This is a genomic window from Microbispora sp. NPDC046973, assembly GCF_040644495.1.
Lineage (GTDB): Bacteria > Actinomycetota > Actinomycetes > Streptosporangiales > Streptosporangiaceae > Microbispora.
The window spans coordinates 12632-29944 of sequence record NZ_JBEYWQ010000008.1 but is presented as its reverse complement, the minus strand read 5'-3'; the positions used below and the strand labels follow the sequence as shown (position 1 = coordinate 29944).

Genomic DNA, 17313 nt, shown 5'->3' with positions numbered 1-17313 from the left:
TGTCCCAGGTCGGCCCGCAGGTCAGCGTGCCGTCGGGAGCGCTCTTGGCTCCTTACAAGCGAGGGGTCACTGGTTCGAACCAAGTACCGCCCACCAGCGTGAAGAGCCCGCCTTTCCGTCAGGGGAAAGCGGGGCTCGTGCCGTTCAATCAACGTGCCACTGCCCTTGACTCTCGACTTCCGGGTATCGGTGATCAGGGCGAAATCTCGGAGCCGTGGGAGGGAGTGGCGCATCTTCGTATGCTTGTGGGGGCGGCGGCTCAGGCGACCTTGACGGAATGAGAGCCGACGCTGATCGTCACCTGAAGGTGTCCTCCCAGGGCGTTCGCGTAGGCGCGAAGGGTTTCTATTTCCATAACCTCAGGATCGCCGTTCTCGATTTGTGAGACACGGGATTGCGAGATGCCCAGGGCGGCGGCAATATCGGCCTGAGTCTTCCCTAGTGCCTTACGCAGTTCCTTCAGATGATGTCCGGCCACGTACGCGTCCAGCTCAGCATCGGCTGCGGCCTGCCGGGCAGGATCGGCCAACTCCGGATGGCGGCGGTGCGCCTCCGCCTTGACTTCGCGCCAGCTACGAGCAGGGCTCATCTCGATCTTCCTTCGCCTTGTCTGCGCGGTATTGGGCGTAGCGTTGCTTGGCCAGAGGGATTGCCTCGTGGTACCAGCGCGACCATCGTCCCGCCTTGTCTCCGGCTACCAGAAGGATGGCTTCCCTGTCCGGGTCGAAAACGAACACGATCCGGATCTCTGAGCGGCCTCGGGAGCCAGGGCGCAACTCCTTCAAATTGTTCAGGTCGTCGTCTTCCAAGGTGTCCACGAGTGGGCGGCCCAAAGCCGGGCCAACCTCGGCCAGCCGGTCGATGGCCCGTTCGACCAAGGTTGCGCTGTGAGGGTCGGTCTCGCAGAGCTTGAGGAACCAGTCCTCAACCGGTTCGAGCAGAACGACGTTCCAGGCCACACCTTGGAATATAACCCCTGGCTTCTACCCCTGTCAGGCTACTGCACGGGTTCAAGGCGCTGCCGACCGGGGCTGGCGAGTGGAGCTTGCCGAGAGAGCCTCGTGCGCCTCTCGGTACGGGCTACGCCGACAGCGACTGGGTGACTATCTGGGTGACAATCGCCCCGGACGAGCCTGGACAGCGGTGGACAACGGTAGACCGTACGCCCAGGTCAGGGCAGGTGCCGGTGCTGGTCCCGCCCCTTCCTGGGGTGACTTACAAGCGAGGGGTCACTGGTTCGAACCCAGTACCGCCCACCTGGTTGAACGGCGTGCTGTCGATCTTGTTATGGCCGCCTGACGCGTGATCGTTCGCTGGTGTTTTCGCCCGTGGGCGGCCCGCTGATGTCGCCGCCTCTCGCTGGGTAAGGGCAACGGGTACCGAGGGAAGCCGGCGACCGAAGCCGATCTAGGCCGGGATGTTGACGGCTTACGTGGCGCTACGGCGGACACGGTGTGGCCATCGATGAGGTCGCGGCCCGGAAGATCGTCGAGGAGTCTCTCGCCGCGGCCCTCAGCGGCGACACCGAGCCACTGATTCGGCTGCTCGCCGAAGACACGGTCGGCGTGACCGACAGCGGCGGTAAGGTCGTCGCTCGCAGGATCCCGATCATCGGAGCGATGGGCATCGCCCGGTACCTGCGTGGCGTGTTCCAGCGGAGGACTCCAAACGAGCCCTCGTCGGCGGCGATCCCGCCTTCTCCGCCGCTGTCGTCAACGGCTCTGCCTGCCGTGCTGGTCGAGGTCGGCGGGCAGATCATTGGCATGGTCTGCCTCGATGTGACCCCCGGCGGCCTCGCCTCGATCCACATTCACTCCAGCGCATCGCGCGCCCATGGGCAGCCGCTGGACCTCATCGCCCGTTCCGGACCAATTGGTGACCTACACCACACTCGTTCCCTGTCAGGGATTGTGCGCCTGTCCGGTTCAGGAGCTGAAACCAACCAGATAGGAGCGAGCCATGAAGCACCGCGTCGTCGTCCTGGGAGCTGGGTACGCCGGAGCCAACACCGCCGGTCGCCTCGCCAAGCGGCTGCACCGCGACGACGTCGAGATCACCCTGGTCAACGGCGACCCGGAGTTCGTCGAACGGGTACGCATGCACCAGCTCGCGAGCGGGCAGGATCTGCGGCCCCGCCCGCTGCGCGACCTCTTCGCGGGCACCGGCGTACAGGTCCGGACCGCGCAGGTCACCGCTGTCGACGTGGAAGGCAAGACGGTCGATCTCGGCGGTGAGACCCTCGCCTACGACACCCTCGTGTACGCCCTGGGCAGCGCCATCGCCGATCACGGCGTCCCTGGTGTCGCAGAGCACGCTTACAATGTGGCCGGCAAGCAGGCCGCTCTCCGGCTGCGAGCGCGCCTGAGCCAGGTAAAGCCCGGTGGGACCGTGCTGATCGTGGGCGGTGGCCTGACCGGCATCGAGGCGGCCACCGAGATCGCCGAAGCCCACCCGGACCTTGAGGTCGCGATCGCCGCCCGTGGTCGCGTCGGCGGCTGGCTCAGCGACAAGGCCCAGCGCCACTTGCGCGGTGCCTTGGACCGGCTCGGCATCACGGTCCACGACCACGCTGACATCACGCGGGTAGAAGCGGACGGTGTGGTCACCGGTGCAGGCAGCAAGATCCGGGCCCAGGTGACCGTGTGGACCGCAGGTTTCACCGTGCACCCGATCGCGGCCGCTACCACCCTTGAAGTGTCCGACACAGGCCGGATTGTCGTCGACACCAGCATGCGATCGGTCTCGCACCCCGATGTGTACGCCGTCGGGGACGCCGCGCTCGCCATAGGCGTGGGTGGCAAGCCGCTGCGAATGTCCTGCGCCTCGGCGAACCCGATGGCATGGCTGGCAGCCGACGTCATCGCCGCGCGCTTGACTGGTCGCAAGGTTCCCGAGACCACGATCGGCTACTCCTTGCAGTGCATCAGCCTCGGACGCCGCGATGGAATCATCCAGCGCGTGACCCCCGACGATCAGGTCACGTCCACCGTCTTCACGGGCCGGACCGCCGCCCGCATCAAGGAGATGATCTGCGCCAGCGCGGCCTGGAGCGTCTCCCACCCGACCATGATGCTGCCGAGCCGCCGCCGCCACCTCGCGCTCACCGGCGCGGTGGACACCCGGCCCCTCACCCGGTCGTGACGAAGAGCGTTGCCGGGCGAGCGTGTTGCTCCGGTCAGGACGGCGAGTACGCAGGCCGCCAGCAGTGGGCCCAGCTGGTAGCGGCGGCCCCGCCGGTGCCGCGGATCGAGGCAGGCCATCGAGGAGATCCGCCAGAGTGTGCACGTCCGGCAGTTCGACGGGCGGACAAGGCAGCGTGACGTCCTCGCTGTGGCGAACCAGGACGTCGATGAGGGAAGACGGTACGCGAGCGCGACCCCTGTTCACGATCAACCGGCTTGGACACCCACGATCATCAGGGGTCGCACTTGTCGTCCACAAGTTGGAGGTGTCTCCGACGGCGCCACCTTGTCGCCCTGTCATCTCGCGATCCGAGAACGCATCCTGACCGAACACGCAGAAAGCGTCACCGTTTGACTTCGCCGTTTCCGGTCCAGGCCCAGAATGATGCAGTGGTCTCCTCGGCGGAGAGGAAATGGTGGCAGGGCTTCGCCTTGTCTGCGCAGTATTGTCGCTCGACCAGTGTCGCGGTGTGCAGGTCGGTCTCGCAGAGCTTGAGGAACCAGTCCTCAACCGGTTCGAGCAGTACGGCGTTCCAGTTGGAAGAGAGCGTCGCGCGCCTCTCGGTACGGACTACGCGACAGCGACTAGGTGACTATCTGGATGGCAATCACCGTGGACGAGCTCGGACGGCGGTGGACGACCGCGGACCGTACGCCCAGGTCAGGGCGGGTCCCCGTGCTGGTCCCGGTCCTTCCTTTCAGCTTTGGATCGTGGCCCTTTGATCTTGCGATGCATCGCGTTGGCGATGCCCTTGTCCGCCTGCGCCAGGCGGTGCTGATAGATCACTGCGGTGCGCGCGCTGTGTGGTCCATGCATGCCAGGTCGCGAAGAGCTGCTTGGCGACCGCGTCGACGGCCGCCCCCTCAATGAATCTCGGATGGGGCCATCACCAGGCGGCGTTCGGGGAGTCGCCCTCGCCGGAGTGCTCATCGGTCTTGAGCGGCACCGACGTGGTCGAACCATCGGCGAGATCGACTCGAAAGCCCCGCCATCGGTGCACGTAGAGCAGGTATCGGCCGGTTCCATCGAGGCTGAAGCGGAGGGTCAGTGACGCGTCGGCCGGCAACGTCACCCGCGCGAGAACCCGCGGTTCCTCCGCACCGTCGAGCGGGATGCGCATGATGGCATGACCGGCCGAGTAGATCAGAGCTCTGCCATCGGGGGTGTAGGCCACAGACTCCAGGAGTGGCAGGTCGTTGCTCGGTTTGACGAGGCGGGTGGAGGCCAGCAGGTCGGATCCCTTCAAGCCGAGGTCGAGGACGCCGATGCCCCAGCCACCGACCACCAGTGCGATCCGCTGACCGTCCGGGGCCCAGGCCAGGCCGGTCACCACGGACGCGCGCGTGTTCCAATCGCGGCGCTGACCGGTGGCGAGATCGACAACGGAGATCTTCACTCCACCCGGTATGGAGGCGGCGTAGGCCAGCCTGGTGGCGTCCGGGCTCAGGGCGATGGTGTATCCGGCGCCCAGTGCGTCACTCTCGAGTCCGGGGACGGGTATCGGATCGCTCGGCGATCCGTCCTCGGCAAGGTGGACGCGGAAGAACCGGAGGGGAGAGTCCGGCCCGGTCCATCCGGAAAGGACGAAGGTGCGGTTGTCAGGTGCCGCGGCCAGCACTTGCCAGGAGGAGCGCACTCCTGGCGGCATCGGGACGGCGGCCAGGAACTCTCCGGTTGTGGCGTCGTGCACGGCGGCCCGTACCGGAGTGAAGATCGCCGTCTTGGACTTGTCCGGAAAGCGTGCGAGTGGAGCCCTCGCGGTGACGAAGAATCGCGGTGGGCCGGTCACCGGCAGGGGCGAAGAGGTCGCCATCGGCGATGCCAAGGAGGTCGCCATGGGCATCGGCGGGGAAACGGCTGCGGAATCTGACGACTGCGCGACTGTGACGAGGAGAGATGGCAACGCTGACGGTGAGGACATCGAGGCAGCCGTAGAGGACGCCCCGCCCTTGAGCGCGACCCGCTCGTCGGCATGATCCCCGCGGTCGTCGCCGCAGGCGCCCACCAGCGCCAGCACGAGTAAACCCGCCGTGGTGACGCCTGCGCGTGACAACATCTGTAGATCATCTTGTGATGTCGGACACGTCGTCAAGATCCAGGAATCGCATACAGAGCGGGTACAGCATTGCGATCTGAGCGGCCGGTGTTGAGTCCGTGAGTTGTCCGACGTTTCTGTCCAGGGACATTCGACTGCTGATGCGGCCTGTCGACCGGGGCTTCTACGGCAGAAAGACCGCTCACGGCGATGTCGTCAACGCTGCTCGACACCAGACAATAAGAGCGGACTAATCTCGGCTGACGCGCGACATTCACAAACGACGCACGAAAGACCGGTCGATGACGGCGCCTGTCAAACATGTCCGGGACAGGACGTGGGGACGATGGACCCCAGGAAGGAGTCCCGGCACATTTCGCCAGGCTTTCCCCTAGCAAGTACCGACTCTCAGTAGCGTGGTGTCATGAACGAACACGCCTTCGTGGCACGGCGGGCTCAGCGGCCAGGGCGACGTGAAGACGTTCTGAACGCTTTACACGTCCTCGGCGACCGCGACTACCAAGAGCAACACTGGCGATCAGGACACGGGTGGGCAGACCTCACCGCCGCCGTTCAACTGGCTGATCGACGATACTTTCATCGACCAAGTCGGCGCACGAGCACTGATCCCTCAACTCTTCCGGGATGAGCAAGAAGCCGACCGCGTGCAGTTCGTGGTTGATGCCGTCCTTCGCGTTCTCGATGACCTTGGACCCGCCGCCCCAGACGACGCCTACCTCGATCACCCCGCATGGATCGGGGTCCTGCACGCGGCCGACGCCGCCCTCCATGTTCTGTCGCCGCACAAGGAGAACTCGTAACGGCGTCCCAAACGCGCGGCGAGGCGAGGACGAGGTGGCCGCCTTACCAAAAGCCCTTGCACCACAGGAGCGTCAGGCAGGGGAGAAGCGTGCTGGCCGGCACGTCATGGGTCAACAGTTGCTCGCTCCTGTGCAGCAAGTTCTTCGGGAGTGCCGACGAAAGCAGGGCCACAACCGTAAGGAAGACGTTCCACCACCATCGCAACGGCCTGGGACGGCGTTGCCGCGGGCCCCACCTTCTCGTCACGCTTAGGGCCTTCCACCATGTAGCCGCCGCCCGCGACTGAGGCGATATAGGGGATATCCCATGTCCATCGAGGACGTGTGCAGCGGCTGAAGTGAAGTTCTCCCATGCCCGTCCAGGGGAACAACTGCCGCAGGCGCGGCTCGGCGTACGCTGCGTCCAACAGCTCGGGGCGTACACGTCCGTCAGCACGAACTCTCTGCCAAGCGGCTTGCACAATGTCCGTACTCGATCGGCTGGTGTTCACTATGAGATCATGCACGATGCCGTGCCATCAGCGCAGCTCGGAGACGGTCGGCGTGGGAGCGGTGCCCAGGTCGGTCCGCGGGTCGGCTGCCCGCCGGGAGGGATCTTGGCTTCTTACGAGCAAGGGGCTGGATCGGGCCTCGGCGCTTCTGGACACTGCGGATGCGTTCGCCTGTCGTGGCCGCGAATCCTTGCTGAAGCGGGGTCGCTCGATCGCGGTGTGGTGGCGCTCGGCCGAACGGGTTAGCGGACGACAGGAATGCCCGCCTTGGCCGCGAACTCGGCGGTGAACACGACCATCACGTCGTCGGTGCCGAGGTGGTGGTAGACCTCACCTGGCGGCCATTGCGCCGGTCGCCCGGCGGCGATCCACACGGCCCCGTCTCGCGAGCACAACCGGATCGCGTCCGGAACGCGGATACCGCTCTCATGGTCTTCGGACCAGACAATGTCAACGCAGGTCACTGCTCTGCCGACCAGGCTCGACCAGCGCGGATGACCGGTCACTTCCACGGCAGCCGGCCCGTATGGCTCTCCGATTCGCCGCAGGTGAGCGGTCATCGGCTCAGGGAAGAGTTCGAGCCCGTAGTGGTCGAAGCTGCTTCCCCATACAGCCGAAAAGCAGGCGCCGCCATCGGTACACAGCTCGACACCCATGGTCGGCTGATGCCAGGGCCCGAAGTCCCAGTCCTCGACATCGCGGCCGTCCTCCCCGCACGTCAGCGGGTAATAGACGACTCTTCGGATGCGGCTGCCACGCAACAGGGCAGTCGTCCGTTCATATCTCACCGTGGTCAGCAACGACGACACCGGTACAGCATCGCTCGACACCGACGACTGAGCGATCCAAATTCCCGGCGACGCATTGGGATTCCCCGCGTCCATCCTCCGGGGACTACCCCTTCTCCGAGTACGTCGCCTGCAACATGCTGGACCGCTCGTTCCGCTGTTTCCTCCTGTACGGCGGTGCGGCACTAAGATCGCGTCCCATGCTTTTGGCTAGTTTCTTGCGGATTATCAGAATTGGATTAGTAGGTCTGGTTCTTGCGGCGGCGGTCGCGGGTCTGGTGCTCGGCGACACTTGGCTCTGGGTGGCCGTCGAATGGTCGCCGCCGGCCTACGCGCAGTTCTACGCGCGCGACGGGTTCGACAGCTCGACGGCTGTGGTGTTGCTCGTGGCCGCCCTGGTGAAGGCCGCGTTCCTGTGGCTGATCCTGCGTGCTCCCGCGCCGGGACCACTGGACCGCCGGGCGAAGGCGTTGCGCCGACTGCTGTACCTGGCGGTGGCGTACGCCCTCGTGCTGTGGTACCCGATCGAGTTGCTCCCCGATGCGGTCGACGCGGCGTTCCTGCTCGCGCTGTGGACCACGATCGACGTCCTCTACCTGCTCGTCATCCGCTGGCGGTCCCGCATGTTGCGCGCGGCGGCCGGAGCGATCTTCGTCGTCGAGCTGGCCGCGATGGCCGACGAACTGCTCGACGAACTCGACCTTCCAGAGCTTGGATCGGGCTACATCGTCGAACTGGGCTTGACGCTGGGCGGAGTGGCGGCGATCGTCATCACGCTCGTCGGGCAGCGGCGCGACGGCCGCTGGAGCCGCGGCACGCAGACCGCCGGATGGTTGTCGGTGGGCGTCTACGCGCTGGCGATCCCGCTCAACGTCTTCTTCGGAAGCATCCCCAGCGGCGGCACTATGGCGGTGCCGGTCATGATGGACGCGCTGGGATTCGCCGGCACCGTGTGGATCGCGGCGACCGCCCGTGAACTGCCCGCCGAGGGCCGCCCGGCGGACCTTCCGCCCGCGCGGCGGCGCGTGATCCGCGTCGCGGCGGCGACCGTGACCGTACTGCCGATCATCGCATTGATCCACCCGGAGCAGACGCCGCACCTCACCTACACAGGCTGGTCGATGGACTGCTATGACCGGCCCAACTTCGGCGACCTGGAGCCTGCGGAACGCGACGCCGCGTTCCTGTGCCGGGCGCGGAGCACAGAGGGCGGAGTCCCGCCCATATTTCCGGACAGCATGTCGGATCAGCAGATCCTCGCGTACGGGCGGGCGCTGTGCCGTACAAAGGACCGCGACGAGCAGGAGGCGATTTTGACGCGGGCCGGGAGCGCGCGGCCCGCCCGGGGCGCCGATCCGTCGGACCTCGTCTACATCTGCCCGGAGATCGTCGGCGCGACCCATCCGGAGCTGCTGCGGTCGACCACGGAGGAGGAGGCGGCGAACGCCGCCTACATCGCCGGGGAGAACGCGAAGTGCCGCGACCCGTGGCCCCGCACGAAGGGTGTCGCCCAGGCCACGGCCAAATACTTCCTGTTCGTCGACGGCGATCCCGGCTATCTGGTCCACGACCCCGACGACGAAGCCGCCGACGAGTCGGCGGAGCGGGCGATGGGCAAGGTCTACGACGACAGCACCCTCTTCGGGGCGGCCGGCAGCGCGGTGCTCATCGGGCATCTCGGAGACGTCGTCGATCTGTGCCTTACGGTGAAGGCCTTCCGCACCCCGCCGCCACAGCGGACGGCCGGGTGGGATCAGGTCAACGAGGTGCCGATCGTCAGCCGCAGCGGCAGGCTAACGGTGCCGGAGATGGGTGAGGGCGGAGAAGTGGGCGCGGGTGCTTCGATGCCGAACCTGGCGATCGCGGGCAAGGGCCGCTACCGGCTCCGTGTCTACGTGCGGCTCGACGATGCGGGAGAGGAACAGCACCTGGTCGTCGTGTTCCCGGGTGCGTCGAGGAAGAGGCTCACGCTGAAGCGGTGAGCGGTGAGCGGTGAGCGGACGCCGCCGGTCGACACGGACAAGTTCGGCTGGATGTCGCGGACACCTCCCGGGTTGATCCTCGCCGGCGGGGTGGCGGGTCTGGTGCGCGGCCGTGGTCAGCGGCCGGGGTGGACGAGGCCGCATTCGTAGGCGAAGACCACGGCTTGGACTCGGTCGCGGAGACCCAGCTTGGCGAGGATGCGGGTGACGTGGGTTTTGACCGTTGGCCCGCTGAGGAAGAGTTCCGCGGCGATCTCTGCGTTGGAGCGGCCTCGGGCGATGAGCCTCAGTACCTCGAGTTCGCGCGGTGTCAGTGTCTCGAGCCCGGCTGGACGGTCAGAGCCCGGCCGTGGGCGGCGGACATAGTCCTCGATCATCCGCCGGGTGATCTCCGGTGCCAGTAGTGCGTCGCCCGCGGCGACTGTACGGACGGCCCCGGCCAGCTCGCGCGGCGGTGCGCTCTTGAGCAGGAAGCCGCTCGCTCCGGCCCGCAGCGCCTGGTAGACGTACTCGTCCTCATCGAATGTCGTGAGCATGAGGATGCGCGCCCGGCAGGTGCCACCGTTGAGCAGGTGGCGCGTCGCCTCGATGCCGTCCAAGCGCGGCATGCGGATGTCCATGAGGATGACGTCGGGCTGCAGCACGCACCCCCGGTCGATGGCCTCGATGCCGTCGACGGCCTCGCCGACCACCTCGATATCGTCCTGACCCTCCAGAATCGAGCGGAAACCGCCGCGTACGAGGGCTTGGTCGTCGACAAGCAAGACCCTGATCATCGCTGGCCCGCCTCCAGCGGCAACTGTGCCGTAACGGTGAAGCCACCGCCCGGCGAGCGGGTTGTCTCAAGCGAGCCACCGTAGAGCCCGACCCGTTCGCGCATGCCGATCAGGCCGTGCCCGACGCGGTTGGTGCCGGCTCTGCCCGGCCCGCCTGTTCGCCCGGTGTCGCGGACGCTCACCCGTACGGACTGATCGTCGTAGTGCAACCTCACGTGCGCGGTGGTCGGCGCGGCGTGTTTCAGCACGTTGGTGAGCGCCTCCTGCACGATCCGGTAGACGGTCAGGTCCACGCCGGGTGGGAGCGGGCGGCCCGAACCCTCCACGGTGAGCTCGACCGGCAGGCCGGCCGCGGCCATGTGGTCGACCAGTTCGGCCAGGTCTGCCGTGCCCGGCTGCGGCTTGAGCGCGAGCCGGGCCCGTTCCCCGCGCAGCAGGCCGAGCATGCGCCCGAGCTCGCCGACGGCCTGCCGTCCGGTCTCCTGGACCGAGCGCAGCGGTGCTCGCGCCTTCTGCGGGTCGCGGTCGAGCAGGTCCTCGGCGGCGCCCGCCTGGACCACCATGACGCTGACGCAGTGGGCCACGATGTCGTGCAACTCGCGCGCGATGCGGGCGCGCTCGTCGGCAAGCGCGACTCGGATCGCTTCCTCGCGCTCGGCCTCCAGCCGCCGGGCCCGGGCGCGGTCGTCGGAGTGGCTGCGAGCGCGGGCACGCAGCACCCGGCCGGCGACGAAGCACACCGCCAGCGGCACCGCGACGAACGGGATGTTGCCGACGGTGCCGGACTCCGGGTTGCGCAGGAACACTACGACCAAGCCGACGCCGACGGCCGCCACGCCGATGAAGGCCCGGCCCGGCACGCTGTGCCGGGCCACCGAGTAGGTGGCGACCAGGATGGGCAGGAAGTCGCCCCACAGCGTGACCGTCAGCGGCGTCACCAGCATCGGCCCGGCGATCGCGACCGTGAGGATCACGGCGGTGGCGAGGGGCGTCACCCGGCGCAACGCCAGGATCGAGGTCGCCACCAGCGTGGAGGCGACCACGGCCGGTATCGGGCCGTACGGCGTCGAGTTGTCGAGATGGAACGCGAGGTCGGCCTGGGCGAAGCCGGTGATCGCGAGGGCGAGCAGCGCGTCGGGGAGCAGCCCGGCCGGCCCGTGCTGCAGCCACGCACGCGCCGGCGACTCCACCCGCGCCTGGGCCGGGTTCGTCACGTCCATCACATCCGCAAGTTACCTACGGGCGCGCTCGTGTGGCGTCATCCGCAGGTCGCATTTCCGGCCGCGCGGTTCGCGACCGGGGTACCACCCGGTGCCGACCCCGGTACGACGACCCCGCGGGTGCGCAGGGCCGACGCTGGGGACGCGCCGCCGACGGACGGCCTTTGCGCACAGCGCCTGGCGCTGCGAACCATGGAGGAGACCATGACCGTGAACGTGAGACGCCTCGCCGGATGGGCGCTCATCGTCGGCACGATCGTCGCGTTGGCGGGCTACCTCGCCGCCAACCTGCTCGCGCCGGGCGGCGGCGACGAGGTGTTCCGTTATCGGAACTGGCCGCTGTTCGAGGGGATCGCACTGGTCGGGGACGTCATCATCGCGCTGGGGCTGCCGGTGATCCTGACCTTCGCCGGACGTGCGCCGAAGCTGCACATCGTCGGCTACGCCGGCGTATTCGCCGCGCTGGTGATGCTCAATGTCGGCGAAGGCACCACTGAGGCGTTCGTCAAGCCGTATCTGGCCGGCCACGGCGGCATCCCCGCACAGGAACCGCCGGGGTTCGCGGCCTTCGAGGGTGTCGCGCTCCTGGCGCTGGTCGTCGGCTCGATCTGCCTCGGCATCGCTGTGCTGAGGGCGCGGATGCTGCCGTGGTGGATCGGTGTCGCGTTGATCGTCTCGTGCCTCCTCGGTGCCCTCGGGCTGCCCGGAGCCTGGTTCCTGCTGCCCGACGGCGTCTTCTTCGCGGCGCTGTTCGCCGTCGGCATCTTCGCCTCGCGGGGGCGGCCGGAGCATACCCCCGCGACGGCCGGGCAGGCGGCTGCCGGCATCCGGGGCTGATCTGTCCAGGCTTGGACCAGGGGTCCTTCCTCGTTGTGCCGGGCGACGTCGATCTCGTTCGCGGCCGTGATCAGGATGAACGCGCGGAGTTCGGCGTCGGAGGGGTCGACCGGCCGGCCCGTGAAGCGGTCGGCGAAGCGCAGGGCGGGGTAGGTGGCCGCGCGGTCGCAGGAGGCGTAGAGATAGACCAGCGCCTCGGCCGGGGCTCCGATCACCTCGGCCAGCGCGGTCCGGTCGGCGAGGTCGAGGAGCCGGTGGTCGAAGCCGTCTGTGCCGTAGGCCGCGTGACACAGACCGGCGAGCTGCACCTCTTCGGGCGCGTCCCAGTCATCGAGCAGGGAGGCGACGCGGTGCAGGTGCTCCAGGAGCGTGCCGCCGGGGTGAGGGATCCCGGCGGTGCCCTTGGAGGCGAGGAACGCGGTCGAATCCGTGAAGGTGGGTCAGGGGCTCGGCCGGATGCGAGCCGTAGAAGCCGCTGGTGTCGGTGCGGGTAGCGCCCAGCCTCACCGGCCCGCCTAAAGGAGACCACGGCGGCCGCCGATCTGATCCTTTCAGACGGCGGTTTCGCCGCCTTGGGCAAGCTCGCCTGATCAGGCCCCCTCTGAGGGAGGAAGCGGGCCGCAGTCGGTATCGGGTTCGATCAGTGCGGCGTACAGTCCGAGACGGTCCACGATTTCCGGGAACGCACGACTTCGGCCTTGTCGCGGAACACCGGAAAGCCGGCGGAAGAACGCCGGCGGGACTGGGACGCCCGACAGCGACGACGCTCACTGGAGGCGTGTGATGACGCCCGCTCGCCCGGCCGTTCGCCGCGGCGCCGGTTATGCCGCCGTGCGCAAACCTGCAACCAGAACGCAGAACTCTTCCCTGCACTGGCAGATTCTGTTCCTGATCGTCGCGGGAGCCTTCGCCGTGCACGCCAACGGTCTCGGCAACGGCTTCATCTATTTCGACGATCCCGAGGGGGTGGTGGACAACATCTCCATCCGGGAGTTCAGCGGGGCCAACATCGGCCACTGGTTCACCACGCCGCTGCAGTTCATGTACACGCCGCTGGTGTACGTGTCGTACGCGATCGATTATCTGTTCGGCCACGGCGCGATCGGCATGTACCACTTCACGAACCTGATACTGCACCTGGCCAATGTGGTGTTGGTGTTCCTGTTGGTCCGCCGGCTCACCGAGCGGGCTTTCCTCGCCTGTTTCGTCGCGGTGGTGTTCGCCATCCATCCCGTGAACGTCGACACGGTCGCGTGGATCTCCGCCCGCAGCAACCTGCTGGCCACGCTCTTCTCGCTGGCCGCGCTCCTGGTCTACCTGCGCTACACCGGGTCAGAGCGCTGGCGGCCGTTGGCCTGGTCCGTGGTCCTGTTCGGGCTGGCCGTGCTTTCCAAGTCCACCGCCGTCGCGGTTCCCCTGGTGTTGTTCCTCGTGGACCACTTTCAGGGCCGCAGGCCGAGCCGGCGTCTGTTCCTGGAGAAGACCCCGTTTTTCGTCGCCGCCGTCATCACGGTTCTCGTCGCGCTGAACGTACGGCAGGATGTGGTCGCGCAGGACAGGTACAGCGTTCTGGACCGGATCCTTCTCACCTGCTCGGCGTTGGTCGATCACCTGGTGCGGTCGGTCTACCCGTTCCACCTGTCTCTCGCCTACGAGTACCCCCACCAGCCTTTCTCCTGGTACTTCTACTTTTTCCCGCTCGTGCTCGCGGCCGGGACCGCCGCTTTGTGGCTGGTGAGGCCGGCCCGGAGAATCGTCGTCTTCGGACTCGGGTTCTTCGCGGTCACCATCGCGCCGACCCAGGCCGTGCTCCTCATCGACGGCTACCACGCGAACAGATATGCGTACCTGCCGTATCTCGGCCTCTTCCTCATCGCCGGACATTTCGCGGACACAGCGCTCCGGCACCGCGATCGCAGGCTGCATGCCGGCGCGATCGGGGTGACGGCGGTGTTCGCGATCCTCTTCGCCACGCTGACCATCATCCGGAACACGGCATGGCGGAACACGGAGACCATCATGAGTGACGCCATCGCGAAGGAGCCCGGCCTCGTGTTGGCGTACAACAGCCGGGGCATCGCCAGATTCCGCGACGGAAACTACACCGACGCCACATCGGATTTCGAGCGCACCGTCGAACTCGACCCGGACTTCGTCCTGGCCCACCACTACCTCGGCCTGATCAAGTACCACTACGGCGACTACACCGGGGCGCTCAGCGAGCTCGACTATGAGGTGTCGCGGCTTCCGACCTTCCCAGCCGCCTACAGCGAGCGCGGCAAGACCAAAATCGCTCTGCGCGATTACCCGGGCGCGTACGCGGACCTTTCCACGGCCATCGCCTATGACCCGCAGCTCACGGAGGCCTACTACTCAAGGGGAGTCGCCGGGATCGAGCTGGGTAACCCGCAGGGGGCGATATCCGATCTGAACGCAGCGATCGGACTGCTCCCGGGATACGCCGACGCCTATTACCAGCGTGGGGTGGCGGAATCCCGGCTGGGTGACACCGGCGCCGCCTGCGCCGACTGGAACGCGGCGAAGTCCCTCGGCAACTCCGATGCGAACACATCCCTCACCGACAACCGCTGCGCCGGTTGACCGGACGTCCCCGGCGCGGCTCCTCGAGACCTCGCCCGGCGCGCGTCGATCATCCGGCGTGCGCCGCTTCCGATCGTGCCGAAGTGAGAAGCTCCGGGCTCGGTGGGCGGAGGACGTCCGACCATCTCACGCGCGGCTCCGCTTGACCTTGACACAGTGACAAGGCCTTCACTGTGGCCGAGGAGGTGGTGGTTACGATGACCATGCCGGAAGAGGACACGAACACGATGCGAGCTCTCCAGGGGCTGGAGGACGGCAGCTCGTCGGTGCGGCTGCAGGCGGTGCTCGCGGTCGGCACGAGCCCGGACCCGCGGTTCATCGACAAGCTCATCGAACGATGCGCGATCGAGCCCGATTTCTACGTGCGCGACATGCTCACGTGGGCGCTCACCCGCCACTCGTCATCGATGACGGTTCCGAAGCTCATCGGCGAACTTCGCTCGGAGCGTGCGCAGGCGCGGAGCCAGGCGTTGCACACGCTGTCCAAGATCGGGGATCGGCAGGCGTGGCCGGCGATCACAAAGGCGCTGCTGACCGACGCCGACGACGAGGTGGCGCGAAGCGCCTGGCGGGCAGCGGTCGTCCTCATGCCCGAAGGTGAGGATTCCGAATTGGCCGGAGTGTTGGCGACACAGCTCGGACGCGGCGAGCGTGAGACGCAGTTGAGCCTGAGCCGGGCGTTGATCGCGCTGGGTGAGGTGATCATGCCGGTTCTGCGCGCCGCGATGACGAGTCGCGACCCTCGCGTGCGCAGGCACGCGATCGCCACGGAACGGCTGTGGCGCAACCCGGATGCCGGTTTCGAGCTCGCGATCGAGGAGGCGAAGCGCGTCGCAGTCCTCGGCGTGGCAGGCCAGGAGGGGTGACAGGCGGTGTTGATCGGTGATGTGGCACAACGGTCCGGGGTCAGCGCCCGCATGCTCAGGCACTACGAATCGCTCGGGCTGGTGCGGCCGACGGGTCGTACCGAGGCCGGCTATCGGGAGTACTCCAGCGAGGACATCCAGCGGATCTTCCACATCGAGAGCCTGAGGTCATTGGGGCTGTCGCTGCGTGAAGTCGGACGTGCGCTGGATGATCCCGGCTTCACGCCCTCGGAGCTCGTCGACGACCTCATCCGCCAGACGCGAGAACGCATCGCGGCCGAGACGGAACTGCTCACGCGACTGCGCCGGATCGGTGCCGCGGAACCCGCCGACTGGGAGGACGTCCTCCGGACCGTGGCACTCCTTCAGGCTCTGGGGTCGGAGAGCGCCGGGAAGCGCCAGCGCGCGGCCTTGTCCTCGGTCGAAGAGTTTCCGGTGCCGGTGGAAGCTCTGGTCGAGGCGGCGTTGAGCGAGACGGACCCGAACGTCGCCGGAGCCCTTCGATGGGCTCTGGCGCGGTCGGGCGATACCGGAGCGTCGCTGCTGGCGGAGGGCCTCCACTCGCCAGTGGGGGAGGTGCGGAAACGTGCCGTCCAGTCCATCGCCGAGATCCCGAGCGGTGAGGCCACCGCACTGCTGCGGGACGCCCTCACGAACTCCGACGTCGTGGTCCGCAGGTGCGCGGCTCTGGCGCTCGGGGCACGTGGGGTAGCCGACGCGGTCCCGACGCTCATCGACATGGTCGTCGAGGGGGTGAACGACGTGGACGCGGCCGATGCGCTGAGCGCCCTGGCGAGCGATCCGGCGCTGGCGGATCGGATCGCTACCGGGCTCGCTGACGGCCTCGCCCACGGCACCGGTGACGCGTCCGCACGTCTACGACTGACACAGGCGCTCGCGGATATCCCGGGTCCCACGACGTCACGTGCCCTCGCAGATCTGTCACGGGACGAAGACCGTGCCATCGCGCTCACTGCGACATACATCCTCAAGCTGCGCAACGAGACGGGCGATGGTCACTGATAGCGGCGCAGGGTGGTGGAACTACCAAGAGGCATGCGTCGGGGACGCCTGGCGTACGGCATAGCAGCAGGGCAGGGTCTCGCCCAGACGGATGCCGAGTGACGTGGCGCGGCCACCCGTGACAAGGTCCTGGCGATCGCCACGCGGCTGTTCGCCGAGCACGGCTACGACGACACCTCGATCGAGGCCGTGCTTCAGGAGTCAGGGCTGAGCAGGGGAGCGCTCTACCACCACTACTCGGGCAAGGAGGCGCTGTTCGAGGCCGTGCTGGAGGCCACGGAGGCGGCCATCGGCGCCAAGATCATGGAGGCGGTGCGCGGGATCACCGACCCGGCGGCCGCGCTGCGAGCCGGTGTCCCGGCCTGGATCGAGCTTGCCGGAGATCCGGTCATCAGGAAGATCGTGCTCATCGACGCGCCGGCGGTGCTGAGGTGGGAGCGGTGGCGGGCCATGGAGGAGCGGTACTCGTTCGGCATGTTGAAGGCGACGCTCGAGCGTACGGGGGGCGGTGCCGGCGGAGTTCCTGGACCTGCACGCGCACATGCTGCTGGCAGCGGTCAACGAGAGCGCGATGCTGGTGGCCAGGAGCGGCGATCAGCGTACGGCGCTGGCGGCGGTGGAGGACCTCCTCCACCGCCTGCTCCGCACTTCTGATTGAGGGGTCGCCGGGGTTCGGGGCCGGGGCCCGAC

Annotated in this window: 15 protein-coding genes and 2 pseudogenes; 8 read left to right on the top strand and 9 right to left on the bottom strand. The window is 67.5% G+C overall.

Annotation, left to right across the window (positions count from 1 at the left end; all coding sequences use genetic code 11):
- Nucleotides 1-259: 259 nt before the first annotated feature.
- Complete coding sequence (locus tag ABZ860_RS17210; protein WP_142618018.1) at nt 260-589, bottom strand: helix-turn-helix transcriptional regulator; 330 nt, start codon at nt 587-589, stop codon at nt 260-262.
- Nucleotides 573-959 (bottom strand): type II toxin-antitoxin system RelE/ParE family toxin, encoded by a 387-nt coding sequence (locus ABZ860_RS17205; protein WP_357220841.1) that lies wholly within the window; start codon nt 957-959, stop codon nt 573-575. Before ABZ860_RS17205 ends, ABZ860_RS17210 begins: the two co-directional genes overlap by 17 nt.
- 1000 nt (nt 960-1959) lie before the next feature.
- On the opposite strand from ABZ860_RS17205, the gene ABZ860_RS17200 reads away from it, so the two are divergent.
- Complete coding sequence (locus tag ABZ860_RS17200; protein ID WP_357220839.1) at nt 1960-3141, top strand: FAD-dependent oxidoreductase; 1182 nt, start codon at nt 1960-1962, stop codon at nt 3139-3141.
- Between the two features lie 928 nt (nt 3142-4069).
- Here ABZ860_RS17200 and ABZ860_RS17195 read toward each other — a convergent pair.
- The 4 genes from ABZ860_RS17195 to ABZ860_RS17180 form a co-directional block, all read right to left on the bottom strand.
- Nucleotides 4070-5239 carry a hypothetical protein gene (locus ABZ860_RS17195; RefSeq protein ID WP_357220837.1) on the bottom strand — a complete coding sequence of 390 codons (1170 nt, stop codon included), beginning with the start codon at nt 5237-5239 and terminating at the stop codon, nt 4070-4072.
- Nucleotides 5240-5778: 539 nt separating this feature from the next.
- A complete protein-coding gene (locus ABZ860_RS17190) occupies nt 5779-6024 on the bottom strand; it encodes a hypothetical protein (protein WP_357220835.1) in 246 nt (81 codons plus the stop codon).
- A 119-nt stretch (nt 6025-6143) separates the two neighbouring features.
- The gene (locus ABZ860_RS17185) at nt 6144-6500 is read right to left on the bottom strand and encodes a DUF6193 family natural product biosynthesis protein (protein ID WP_357221445.1); all 357 of its coding nucleotides are present in this window, start codon (nt 6498-6500) and stop codon (nt 6144-6146) included.
- A 272-nt stretch (nt 6501-6772) separates the two neighbouring features.
- Nucleotides 6773-7414 (bottom strand): hypothetical protein, encoded by a 642-nt coding sequence (locus ABZ860_RS17180; protein WP_357220833.1) that lies wholly within the window; start codon nt 7412-7414, stop codon nt 6773-6775.
- A 104-nt stretch (nt 7415-7518) separates the two neighbouring features.
- Here ABZ860_RS17180 and ABZ860_RS17175 point away from each other — a divergent pair, with 104 nt between their 5' ends.
- Entirely contained in the window at nt 7519-9300 is a 1782-nt protein-coding gene (locus tag ABZ860_RS17175) for a hypothetical protein (RefSeq protein WP_357220831.1), read from the top strand.
- Nucleotides 9301-9416: 116 nt separating this feature from the next.
- Here ABZ860_RS17175 and ABZ860_RS17170 read toward each other — a convergent pair whose 3' ends face one another.
- A complete protein-coding gene (locus ABZ860_RS17170) occupies nt 9417-10076 on the bottom strand; it encodes a response regulator transcription factor (protein WP_357220829.1) in 660 nt (219 codons plus the stop codon).
- Nucleotides 10073-11296: a sensor histidine kinase gene (locus tag ABZ860_RS17165; protein WP_357221442.1), complete on the bottom strand. Its 1224-nt coding sequence runs from the start codon at nt 11294-11296 to the stop codon at nt 10073-10075. The genes ABZ860_RS17170 and ABZ860_RS17165 overlap by 4 nt, the downstream gene beginning before the upstream one ends.
- Before the next feature lie 204 nt (nt 11297-11500).
- Between ABZ860_RS17165 and ABZ860_RS17160 the strand changes: the two genes are divergently transcribed.
- Nucleotides 11501-12133 (top strand): hypothetical protein, encoded by a 633-nt coding sequence (locus tag ABZ860_RS17160; RefSeq protein WP_357220827.1) that lies wholly within the window; start codon nt 11501-11503, stop codon nt 12131-12133.
- Nucleotides 12134-12306: 173 nt separating this feature from the next.
- Here the strand turns inward: ABZ860_RS17160 and ABZ860_RS17155 are convergent.
- Nucleotides 12307-12537, bottom strand: a pseudogene (locus tag ABZ860_RS17155) (DUF6817 domain-containing protein); the annotation flags it as partial.
- A 379-nt stretch (nt 12538-12916) separates the two neighbouring features.
- Here ABZ860_RS17155 and ABZ860_RS17150 point away from each other — a divergent pair.
- From ABZ860_RS17150 to ABZ860_RS17130, 5 genes and pseudogenes are all read left to right on the top strand, one after another.
- Nucleotides 12917-14734, top strand: coding sequence for a tetratricopeptide repeat protein (locus tag ABZ860_RS17150; protein WP_357220825.1), 1818 nt, complete (start codon nt 12917-12919; stop codon nt 14732-14734).
- A gap of 173 nt (nt 14735-14907) precedes the next feature.
- Complete coding sequence (locus ABZ860_RS17145) at nt 14908-15600, top strand: HEAT repeat domain-containing protein (protein ID WP_357220823.1); 693 nt, start codon at nt 14908-14910, stop codon at nt 15598-15600.
- A gap of 6 nt (nt 15601-15606) precedes the next feature.
- Complete coding sequence (locus ABZ860_RS17140; protein ID WP_357220821.1) at nt 15607-16623, top strand: HEAT repeat domain-containing protein; 1017 nt, start codon at nt 15607-15609, stop codon at nt 16621-16623.
- 189 nt (nt 16624-16812) lie between these two features.
- Nucleotides 16813-17061 (top strand): annotated as a pseudogene (locus ABZ860_RS17135) (TetR family transcriptional regulator); the annotation flags it as partial.
- Nucleotides 17062-17131: 70 nt separating this feature from the next.
- Entirely contained in the window at nt 17132-17281 is a 150-nt protein-coding gene (locus ABZ860_RS17130; protein WP_357220819.1) for a hypothetical protein, read from the top strand.
- Nucleotides 17282-17313: the final 32 nt, after the last annotated feature.